The sequence below is a fragment of the Stenotrophomonas sp. genome (assembly GCF_032061965.1).
Classification (GTDB): domain Bacteria; phylum Pseudomonadota; class Gammaproteobacteria; order Xanthomonadales; family Xanthomonadaceae; genus Stenotrophomonas.
Genome location: NZ_DAMBEF010000055.1, coordinates 9,963 through 19,632 on the forward strand (window position 1 = coordinate 9,963; position 9,670 = coordinate 19,632).

At 64.2% G+C, this 9,670-nt stretch carries 3 protein-coding genes; all 3 read right to left on the reverse strand.

What is annotated here, in order from left to right; all coding sequences use genetic code 11:
• Positions 1–215: 215 nt before the first annotated feature.
• On the reverse strand, positions 216–3,656 hold the full coding sequence (locus RT460_RS17860; RefSeq protein ID WP_313320918.1) for a PAS domain-containing hybrid sensor histidine kinase/response regulator: 3,441 nt from the start codon (positions 3,654–3,656) through the stop codon (positions 216–218).
• Positions 3,657–3,812: 156 nt separating this feature from the next.
• Positions 3,813–7,514 carry a hypothetical protein gene (locus tag RT460_RS17865; protein WP_313320914.1) on the reverse strand — a complete coding sequence of 1,234 codons (3,702 nt, stop codon included), beginning with the start codon at positions 7,512–7,514 and terminating at the stop codon, positions 3,813–3,815.
• Positions 7,511–9,670: OmpA family protein (locus tag RT460_RS17870; protein ID WP_313320916.1), on the reverse strand; the 2,160-nt coding region annotated here is incomplete at its 5' end. The genes RT460_RS17865 and RT460_RS17870, both read right to left, overlap by 4 nt.

Here is a 9,670-nt window from a genome sequence, read left to right on the forward strand (position 1 = left end):
GGGGTGAGGGTCGCTTTGGCAAAGCGCGGCCATGCTGCGTTGGGGCATTGCCGGTCAAGCCCCTGCCGAGCATGGCTCGGCACTACGGTTTGAGCCCCTCTCCTGTGGGAGAGGGGTTGGGGTGAGGGTCGCTTTGGCGAAGCGCGGCCATGCTGCGGTGGGGCATTGCCGGTCAAGCCCCTGCCGAGCCTGGCTCGGCACTACCGTTTCGGCGGCTAGCGCCGGCGTGGATCGTTCAGTGCGGTAAGGAAGGCACGCAACGAGGCCGGCTTTACCGGTTTGGTCAGCACGCGATAGCCACGTTCGCGCGCCATGCGCTTGAGCTCGTCGCGGCCGTCTGCGGTCAGCAACGCACCGGGCAAGGGTCGCTGAGCGGCCTCACGCAGGGCAATCAAGGCATCCAGGCCGTCGAGGCGATCATGCAGGTGGTAATCCACCAGCATCACATCCGGATTCTCGGCCAGCTTTTCCAGTGCCATGTCCACCGTGGTTGCTGCGATCACCTGCACCTTCCAGCGCCCCAGCAGCGCACGCATGCCGTCGAGGATTTCCTGATCGTTGTCCACGCACAGCACGCGCATGCCGGCCAAAGAATCGTCGCCGCCGAACGCCGTGGGCTGCCGTTGCGCCGGTACTGGCTGGGTTGGCGTGGCCACGCGCGGCAAGGTGATGGAGAACATGCTGCCGTGGCCCGGTTGGCTGCGCGCATTCAAACCGTGGTCGAGCAAGCGCGAAATGCGCTGGCAGATCGACAAGCCCAGCCCAAGGCCCTGCTCGCCCCAATCGAACGGCTGCTGGTAACGATGGAATTCGTTGAAGATCTGCTGCATATGGTGCTCGGGAATGCCCGGCCCGGTATCCCAGACCTGCAGTTCCACCTGTTCACCACGCACCCGCAACGCCAGTACGATGCGGCCGCTGCGGGTATAACGCAGCGCATTGGCCATGAAGTTCTGCAGCACGCGGCGCAACAGACGGCGATCACTGCGCACCCACGCCTGGCGGGCGAACACGTGCAGGCGCAAGCCACGTCCTGCCGCTACCGGCGTGTACTGCGCGGCAAGTTCACGCACCAGCACGCTGGCATCGAAGTCGCTGATGGTTGGCCGCAGGCCGCCGGCGTCCAGGCGCGACACGTCCAACAGACCATCCAACAACTCTTCGGCGGCACGCAGCGAGGCATCAACGCGTTCGGCCAGATGCCGTTGTTCATCGGTTTCCGGCAGGCTGTCGCGCAGCGCCGAGGCGAACAGGCGCGCGGCGTTCAACGGCTGCAGCACGTCGTGGCTGATCGCCGCCAGGAAGCGGGTCTTGGATTGCTGCGCGGCTTCTGCTGCCTGCGAACGCTCGGTGACGCGCTGCTCCAGGTTTTCGTTGGCCTCCAGCAGCGCCTGCTCGGCATTCTTGAAATCGGTGATGTCGTTGTAGCTGGTGACATAGCCGCCGCCCGGCAGGGCCTGGCCGCGCAGTTCAATCACCTTGCCATCGGCACCGGTGCGCTCGAACACATGCGGTGAGCCTGCGCGCATGTAGCCGATGCGGCGATTGATCTGCACTTCGATGTCGCCCGACCCCAACTCGCCACGCTCGGCGTTGTAGCGGATCAGGTCAGCGACCGGGCGACCGACATAAAGCATGCCGTCGGGGTAACCAAACATCTGCTGGTAGCGGCGGTTCCATGCGGTCAACCGCATCTCGGGATCGACCACGCTGACCCCGGCGCTGATGTTCTCCAGCGTCGTTGAAAGAATTTCGCGGTTGAAGCGCAACTCCTGCCCGGCCTCATCCAGCACCGCCACCACTTCGCCCAGGTCCATGCCCGAGCCGCGCAGCAGGCTGGTCAGCAGCAGTCGCGCCGACGCCGCGCCGATGGAGGCGGCGAGCAGGCGTTCGGTGAATTGCACCCATACGCGGTCGGCAGCGGCGGCGGGCTGGAACTCCCGATCCAGCAACTGGGCCTGCTCGCCAAAAGCGCGCCGTGCACGGTTGTCGCCGATCACGCGGGTCGCCAAGGCCAGCAGGTCGCGCACCTTGACGTGGGCGGGCCAGTCGCCAGCCACCACCGGTCGCTTGGCGTAGGGGTCCAGGAAAGGTGCGGCACGCAGGCGTTCGGCCACATCCGGGCGCGAGCGCACCGATACCAGCAGCATCGTCACGGTGTTGAGCAGCAACGACCAGAACGTGCCGTGGGTCAGCGGGTCCCAGCCGGTCACGCCAAACAGCTGCTGTGGACGCAGCCACTCGATGCCGAACGGACCATGCGCCAACAATGTCGCGTCCAGCCAGCCACCATGACTGAGCGCGGGCACCAGCAAGGTGTAGCCCCAGACAAGGAAACCGACCAGCATGCCGGTTTCGACGCCGCGCCGGCTGGCACCACGCCAGTACAGGCCACCGATGAGACCGGGCGCGAACTGCGCCACCGCCGCAAAGGCCATCAGACCATAGGCCGCCAGCATGGTGTCGTTGTTGCTGCCGCGGTAATAGCCATAGGCCACCAGCGCCAGCAGCAGGATCGCCAGCCGGCGGATCCACAACACCCGCGAGGCGACATTGGCGGCCTCGCGGTGGTCACCGCTACGACGCAGCAGCAGCGGCATCACCAGATCGTTGCTGATCATCGTGGCCAAGGCGATCGAGGACACGATGACCATGCCCGTCGCTGCAGAGAACCCGCCGACATATGCAGCCAGCGCCAAAGCCGTGCTGCCGCCGGCCATCGGCAGGGCCAGCACCAGGGTGTCGTCCGATGCCAGGCCGGTGCCGAACATCGCCGCGCCAGCGCTGGCGATGGGCACGATCATCAGCGAAATGAGGATCAGATAGCCACCAAACATCCAGCGCGCCCGGCGCACGTCACTGGCGTTGCCACATTCAACCACTGCCACATGGAACTGCCTTGGCAGGCAGATCAGCGCCAGGAAACTGAGCAGCGTCTGCGAGACGAAGCCCACCGGCGGCATGCCTTCAAACAGCGTGCGGGCGGACTCGATCACCGAGTCACCGCGGTCGGTCAGCCACACATAGGCAAATACGCCCACGGCCACCATCGCCACCAACTTGATCATCGACTCCACGGCGATGGCCAGCATCATGCCGTAGTGGTGGTCGCTGGCATCGACCTGGCGGGTGCCGAACAGGATGGCGAACAAGGCCATCAACAGCGCCACGTATAGCGCCGGATCGGTCAGGAAGCCTTTGCCTGCGGCATCACCGCTAAGCACCTGCAGGCTCATGGCCACAGCTTTGTACTGCAGGGCCAGGTACGGCACCACGCCGATCAACGCGATCAGGGCGACCAGGGCCGCCAGCCGCCGTGAGCGGCCAAACCGCGAGGAGATGAAGTCGGCGATCGACACCACGTTCTCGCTGCGCGCGATCAGCGCCAGCCGCTCGATGATGCGCCAACCGAAGATCAACAGCAGCAACGGGCCAAGATAAATGGGCAGGTAGCCGATGCCGTAACGCACCGCCGAGCCCACTGCCCCGTAGAAGGTCCACGACGAGCAGTACACCGCCAACGCCAGGCTGTAGACCACCGGCCGCAGCCAGGGGCGGTCCGGATACAGCGGGCGACGGTCGCCCCACCACGCCACGCCGAACAACAGCGCGGCGTAGCCGAGAGAGACCAGGAGCAGTATCCAGCTGGAGACCAAGGGTAGTTCCCGTGCGACGTAGCCGGGCCAGTGTAGCCATTCCCCGCGCTGCGGGTCGCCCTTGACCCGCCACTGCCGATCCACGCGCGCCCGCGTCCTTGCCAACGGCGCAATGGGGCGCCGTCACCGCCCCGGTTCTGCTTTGCGGTCCCCGGCTTAGTACTTGCCGACCAGGTTGAGGAACCAGCCGCGGTGCTTGTAGTCGTAGTCGGTCAGGTCGTCGCTGAAGTCGGTGAAGTTGTAGCCCACGCCGATGCGGAAGTTGCGGGTGATATCGCGGTCCACACCAACCAACCAGCCCTGCTTGCGGCCGCCATCGGTAACCCCGAGCGTGCGGTATTCAGCAAGACCGTGCCACTGATAGACCAGTTCGTACCGCGCCTGCACTGCGGCAAACGTGGTGGCCGCATCCAACCATTGGCCGCTGCCGCGTCCGTAACGGACACTGCCTTCACGACGCGCCAGCTTGGCCGCGTACTCCCAACGCTGGTCGCGCTTGTACACGCCCTCGAACGAAAGCACCTGTGACTTCTGGTCGTAGCTGGCGCCACCCAGCTGGCCCAGCGACGCCAGGTCATACAGGTAGGTATAACGGCCAAACAGCGCCCAACGTTCGCTGTTCCAAGGCCGGTAGGCAAAACCGAAATTGCCCTCGATGAACTTGGCACCGGCCAGTGGGTTGAGCTTGTCATCGGTATCGGAATAGTTGAACCGGGCTGCGATGCGCCAACTGTCGTTGATCTTGTGGGTCAGGCGATTGCTGCTGACCCATTGGTCACGCTGCTCGGCGCCACGGTCACGACGCCACTCGATCTTGCTCTGCCAATCGGTGTCCTGCGAGGTGCGGCCACCTGACAGGCTGACCGCACGACGATGGACATCGCCGCCCGCATCGGTGGTCAACTCGCCGTTGGACAGGGTGAAGCCGAGGTTCCAGCCCTGTGCGGGATAGAAATCCATGCCGAAGGTGTGCGCGATACCGGACTGCGCGCGTTCCTTCAGGAACTGGCTTTCGTTATAGACGTTGACCTGGTTGGACAAGCGCCAGCGCTGGCCCAGTGTCCATCCATTCTGGGCGTTGTTGGAGAACAGTGAGTCGTAGGCGGTGGTGTCGGTGGAGTAGGTGTACGCGCCATAGATCGCATGCTCCGGATGCAGGCGGTACTCGGCATTCATGGTGACCGCATTGCCGCGATCACCCGTGGTCGCCTCCGCGCCCACCGAGGAGTTGTTGCCGGTCACATACTTGCCGCCGGCAGTCAGCGCGTCGTTGTCCGCATACTTGCCACCATCATCATCCAGCGTTACTTGGGCAAGCCCATAAAGCTCGACCGACGTGTTGATCCGCTGCTGGTACTTCACTGCCCCGAGCATGCCAGCCACGGCGTAACCATCGCGCTCCTCGTTGACCCGGCGCAGTTCGGCACTGAGCGTACTGTCGTCGTTGAGCCGCCAGTCGAACGTGGTCTGCGCCTGGGTAAGCGCATCGCTGCCGCGCTCGGCACGCGAATAGCGCGCGTACATGCCCAGGGTCGGGGTGAACTGGCCCAGCACTTCGCCCCCGTATTCGGTCACCGGCAAACCGTTGTCGTAGCGCCCCGTCGAGTACCCGGCACTGGTCTGCCGCCACCAGGTCGCGGCACTCCAATCCTGTTCGCTCCAGCCCAGTTCCTTGAAATTGACCCGGGCCTCCACCGCCTTGGCATCGCCCTTGCGGTTTGCGCTGGTGTCGTTGTTCTGGATGAAGCTCAGGCCGCCGTTATCGGAGAAGAACACCGGCGTACCGAAGGATTCGGTTCGTGTGTACTCGGCCTTGATGAAGGTGCCTCGTCCTGCCTGCAAGGTCAGGTCGCCGCCGGTGAGGGTGTAATCCTCGCCTGCACGCTGCTCCTGCACATGGGTGGCACCTACGCCCAGATGATCACCAAACCAGTGTTTGGCACGGATACCCGCCGATACATCGTCCGCATCGAAGCCGGACGGTACCCATTCGTAATCCACCAACAAGCGCTGTTCGAAGCCATCCAGCGGCATGTCACGGGTCAGCGTGCTGATGTTCTCGCGGCTGATCTGCGCCAACGGGCGGGTCAGCAGGATGCGTCCCTGCAGTTCATCAATCTCATAGTCGCTGCCACGCTGCAGCACGACCCGCGTCTCGGTACGGCCAGTGGTACGGTCACGCACTTCCAGGGTGACCACGTCCGAACCCGGCAACAGGTCGGTATGCCGCAGGTAGTACAGGCTGCCGCCGGTGCCGATGAACTCGTTGTGGCCCGGCGCGGTCTCAGCCTGCGAGCCGAAGGCGCGTAGTTCCGTCTGCGCGTCGCCCCAGGCATTGGCGCCTTCCGAGCGCCAGTTCAGCGCCGCGCCATACAACGAGCGCTGGTATTGCGCGTATTCGGTGCCGGTGAAGCCGGTGGAGTAGTTACCCCACAACGCTTGGCTCTTGTCCCAGTCGGCCCGCAGGTAGAAGCGTCCCATCGTGTCCACGTCACGGTAGGTCGTGGAGTCGTCGCCATAGACCGGGTAGTACAGATCGGGATCCAGGCGCCGGAATACATCCTGGGGGTCGGCCTGGGTGAAGCCATTGAACAATTTGTCCAGGTCACGCTCTGTGGTATCCGCCTGGGCCGTGATCAGGTAGCGGCCGCGCAGTTTGGCCTTGCCATAGAACGCCAGCCGGCCATCACTGATGATGTCGTCCTGGTAACGGCTGTCGCCAGCGAAGGGCTCCACCGATCCGGACACCCTGTTCTGCGCGATTGTCACGTCGGCCAGGCCAACGCCGAAGAAATAGCGGCCGGTGACGTCCATGTTCAAGGTATAGGCCGACTTGTGCTTGCCGCCCACCTCAACCGCGAACGCGTGTTGGCCAATTGGCACCAGGTACTCGGCGGCGAACTTGCGCTCCAGGTCCACCGGGTAGTCCTGGCCGTTGATGGTCAGGCTCTGGCCCTCGGGGATATTGCGCCCCTGGATGCGCACCCGCGAACCATACAGCGGGATGTTCTGCAGACGCAGGCCGTTGCCGGCAAACACGGTGTCGATCAGGCTTTGAGTCTGCGCCTGCTCGGTAGTCAACGAGGTTCCCAGCGAACGCTCCACGCTGTTGCGCAATTGCGTGTCGCTGCGCTCCATCTCCTCCGGCGACACCAGTTGCAGGTTACGGGTGTAGGTCTCGTCCATCTGCCCATCCGCGCCGAAGGCACGGACCACGTAGATCAACTCGTCACCCTTGCGGAAGCGATAGCGCACTGGAAGCGCGCCGTCCCAGTTGGCGCTGGTAACCGCACCTACCTCCAACGGGATGACCGCCAGCGGTTCGACCAGGTCGGTATCCGTGCTGCGGTAGACCCGCACTTCCATGCGCTGGATGAAGCCCGGGTAGTTGCCACGCACATAGAACTGCACCGGCTTGGTGATGGCCTGTCCATCAAACGGCACCATGGAAGGCGCGGACACGGCCAGTTCGGCCGAGCCAAGCGTAGGGTCTTCGGTCGCCCAGATGACACCACCACCGGGTAGATCGATGGCGAACTTGCCACTTGCCACCGCCTTGCCCGGGGCTTGCACGCCGATGCTGACGCGACGATCCGGTTGCAACTGCTGCGAAGACGAATGAGTGGTGGTATCCGTGGTGCGCGGCTGGTCATAGCCGCGCGTTCCCAGCCGCACCAGCAATGCACCGTCCTCCGAACATCCCTCCTCGGTGCAGTCGACCGACGTGGCCATGCCGTCATCTACACCTGTATTGGCTGCATCCTGCGCCATCGCCCACGGCGAACCACTGGCCAGCAGGCTGATCAGGGTGCAATCCAGCAACTTCATCTTCATGGGCTTGTGCTTGCCGCGGCTCATTTCAGTGCTCCCGCTTGAGCCTGCGGTTCACGCTCGGCTTCCACTCTCAACTTGGCGCGTGTCTCGGCGCTCACGCGTGCGGCCAATGCGTCATGCACGGCGCGGGCGCGGCGCATGCCCAACGCAAGGTTGTAGGCGTGCGAGGCACGCACATCGGTATGTCCGATGATTGCCACCCTGCCCCCGCCCATCGCCTCCAGCGCCCTGGCGACGGTATCCAGCAGCGGCCCGAACTCGTCGCGGATATCTGCCTTGTCGGTATCGAACAACACCGTGCCCAGCAGCACGCCCTCGCTGTCAAGGCCGGCCACCAAGCCAGACCCCATATCGACGCTGCCACGAACGTGGATCTGCAGGTGGCGGGTATCTACACCCTCCAGTCGCTCGACAAGCGCCGTCTTGACTGCGTTGGCGCGTTCAAACGCCAGCGATTGGCTTTCAGCCCCCGCCTCGATCACCACTTCACCGCGCTGGTACTGCCGCACCTTGGCTGCCATCGCCTCGACCACGGGCAGATAGCGGGCACGCACTTCGGCATTGCCGGGTGCGAAGAAAACTTCGCCCAAGGCCATCTCTGCCAGTTCGGTGCCACCGCCCAACAGGCTCTCGTCCAGCTTGACGCCAAAGTCGAAGCGCACCGGGATACCCGGGGTGATCCGTCGCAGCAACGGGTTTTCCGTGGTGAACACCGAACCTGCCGGCAGCGTCGTCGCGTCCACCTTCAGGATGAAGTTGCGACCGCGCTCCCATTTGCCGCCGTCCACACCTTCCAGGTGATAGCGACCGTACTGATCGCTCTCGATCAGCAGGCCTTCGACCGAGGCAATACGAACACCGGGAATTCCACGCTCATCAATGCCCTGGTTGCTGATGGCATAGTCCACGACATAGCCATCAGCCACCTGGGCGACACGACGCTCCACCACCGGCAACGCCGCGGTGAGGCCCTTGGCGGCATCGCCGGAAACCTCGCTGCGGGTTTGACCATCCGCAGCCATGCGCACGGTAACGCCCTGCGCATTGCGAAGCACGAAATCGTCGGTGAACGCCAGACGCGTCAGGTGCTGGCGGATCACCAGCTGATGATCTTCCACCGGATCCGCCACCGACTGGCGCGCGCTTATCCGTCCCAGTGCCAAGCCATGCAGCAGGGGCGCGCTTGCATCGGCCTGGGGCTGATGACCATTGCCGCGGTCGACGCTGGTGGAGCCGGCGACATACGCGTCGGCGGCGAAGCCACCTTGCACATGCAGTTGGCTGAGCTCGGCGCTGTCCTGCCAGCCATCACCGTCCCGGTCGTTGAATACCGTGCCCAGCAGCAGGCTGTCATCAATCATCGGATCGCCGCTCAGCGTGACCTCGGCCGTTGCCGTATTGGATACCGGCGTACCGTCCCGTGAGCGCACCTGCGCCTGGTTGACATGGGTGCCCGAGCGCACGCCCGCACCTACCCGCATCACGTAGACAACAGTAGCGCTTTCGCCCGCTGCGACGTCCAGGCCGGCGATCCGCAAAGGCGCAGCACCGCTGACAGTGCCGACCTTGTCACCATCGTCCACGACAACCGAACCTTCCACGTAGCTGAAGCCAGCCGGCGGCGTGTCAATCACCTCACCGTCCACCAGATCGCTGCTGCCAACGTTCTCGATCGTGAGTGCGTAACGCACCAGATCACCGATGCTGACGTCCGTATTGCCCACAGTCTTGGTCAGACGGATGAGCGGCGCATTGACGTTGTGCTCGGTGGCACATGACATGCACTCCGGCACCGGCATGACCGGGTCGGCGCTGGACGCAGCCACCACGTTCTTCACCTTGCCATTGGCCGTCGGAAGCACCGTGGCGTCATAGCTGAACGCGTACGCGCCGGCCTGTGTGCCGGCCGGCAAGGTGCAACGAAGGACACCTTCGCCGAGTACACAACCGGCCGACAGGTTGCTGATCGACAATGCCTTGTCAGGCGTATCGGTCAGCACCACCTCGGAGAACAGCGCGGCATTCTCAACCGCGGCGTTGAGTGTGTAGGTGATGGTATCGCCGATATTGACGGTGCTGCCACTGCCCGGGTTCGAGGCCTTGCTTACAACCAACAAGGGCATGACCACCGGCGTGGTGGTCGTGCAGGCGGTACCGCAGCTCGGGCTGTCCGTACCGCT